Below are 1,812 nucleotides of genomic sequence, written 5' to 3' on the forward strand. Positions count from 1 at the left end.
TGCATGCCACCTGTGGGCAGCACGTGTTCGCGCGCGCCCGGCTGTTCCTCGTGCGGCCCATCGGGCGCGGAGGCCCACAGGAGCCGCACGAAGGGGCGCAGATGGGGGGAGGGTGGTCGGGTCAGCTGCATGGACGCGGGAAGTGTCTGCCGAGCCGCCACGCGGCGCAATCACCCCGCCCGCGAAATCCCCGGATGCGGCGCTCGCGCTAGCATCGCTCCATGAGCAAGCCTTCCACGACCCTGATCCACCACCCCTACGTTCCGCCCGCCACCTTCGCCGCGCCGCAGCCCGGCGTGTTCAAGGCATCGACCGTGTTCTTCGCCGACGTGGCCGCCATGCGCGCACGCGACTGGCGCACCAAGGCCGGCTACACCTACGGGCTGCACGGTACGCCCACCACCTTCACGCTTGAGGAGCGCCTGGCCACGCTCGAAGGCGGCACTGAATGCCTGCTCGTGCCCAGCGGGCTGGCGGCCATCTCGCTGGTGTCGTTCGCCTTTCTCAAGACCGGCGATGAGGTGCTGATCCCCGACAACGCCTACGGCCCTAACAAGGCGCTGGCCACCGGCGAGCTGGCGAATTTCGGCATCACCCACCGCATGTACGACGCGATGAATCCGGCCGACCTCGCCGCCAAGCTGTCGGATCGCACGCGGCTGGTCTGGGTCGAGGCAGCGGGCTCGGTGACGATGGAGTTTCCCGATCTGCCCGCACTCGTGAACGTCTGCCGCGCGCGCGGCGTGATGACTGCGCTCGACAACACCTGGGGCGCGGGCCTGGCCTTTGCGCCCTTCGATTTCAACGACAGCGGGCAGGGCGTCGACATCTCGGTGCACGCGCTCACGAAGTACCCGAGCGGCGGCGGCGACGTGCTCATGGGGAGCGTGATCACGCGCGACGAGCGGCTGCACCGCGCGCTCAAGCTCACGCACATGCGCATGGGTTTCGGCATCGGCGTGGGCGATGTCGAGACGCTGCTGCGCTCGCTGCCCAGCATCGCGCTGCGCTATGCCGCTCACGACCGCGCGGCGCGTGAGCTGGCCGGCTGGCTCAACGGCTGCGACAAGATCGCACAGGTGCTGCACCCAGCGCTCGAAGACTCGCCCGGGCACGTCCACTGGCCCGCGCTGTGCGGCGAGACCGACCTGGCCGCAGGCCTGTTCTCGGTGGTGTTCGACGAGCGCTACAGCACCGAGCAGGTCGACCGCTTCTGCGACAGCCTGCAGCTCTTCCGCCTCGGCTATTCGTGGGGCGGCCCTATCAGCCTGGTGGTGCCGTACGACATTGGCCTGATGCGCGACGCCTCCGTGGCGCGCTGGCCTTACAAGGGCACGCTCGTTCGTTTTTCGATCGGCCTCGAAGACGTGGAGGACCTGCGTGCCGATCTGCAGCAGGCGCTGGCGCGGATGTAAAAAATCGCTTCCCGCCCTCTGAGAGCGTCATTGGGTACCGTCTTGGGACTGCACCGTTATCGCTTACAGTAGGCCACGCGCAGTCACCCTGACTGCCTCGCCCAAGGAGAAGCAGTGGCAACACCCAATTACGGCTACGAGAAGCGCCAGAAAGAGCTGGCCAAGAAGAAGAAGAAGGAAGAAAAGCTCCGGGAAAAGGCGAACCGCAAACTCAATCCGAGCAGCGACGGCTTGGCCCCCGGAGACCCGGAAACCGATGTGGCCTCGCTCGAACGCGATCCACCCACGGTGCCCGAGTTGCCCACCAAGAACGGTTGATCCGCTCCTGGCGTACCCATCAAGAAGCCGCCGCAGGCCTGCGCCTGCGGCGGTTTTTTTATTTCGGCAGCAGCTTGCG

At 66.9% G+C, this 1,812-nt stretch carries 2 protein-coding genes; both read left to right on the top strand.

The window, feature by feature from the left end; all coding sequences use genetic code 11:
* The first annotated feature begins 221 nt into the window (after nucleotides 1-221).
* Nucleotides 222-1,415: a PLP-dependent transferase gene (locus ACSFA3_RS22485; protein WP_435507707.1), complete on the top strand. Its 1,194-nt coding sequence runs from the start codon at nucleotides 222-224 to the stop codon at nucleotides 1,413-1,415.
* Between the two features lie 114 nt (nucleotides 1,416-1,529).
* Entirely contained in the window at nucleotides 1,530-1,733 is a 204-nt protein-coding gene (locus tag ACSFA3_RS22490) for a hypothetical protein (protein WP_093052173.1), read from the top strand.
* The last annotated feature ends 79 nt before the right edge of the window (nucleotides 1,734-1,812 follow it).

Origin of the sequence: Variovorax glucosi (assembly GCF_051216695.1) — a bacterium.
In the GTDB taxonomy this organism is placed as follows: domain Bacteria; phylum Pseudomonadota; class Gammaproteobacteria; order Burkholderiales; family Burkholderiaceae_C; genus Variovorax.

What these genes read in the sequence shown, in the direction of transcription:
- ACSFA3_RS22485 (WP_435507707.1), top strand. Translation starts at nt 222, where the DNA reads ATGAGCAAGCCTTCCACGACCCTGATCCACCACCCCTACGTTCCGCCC.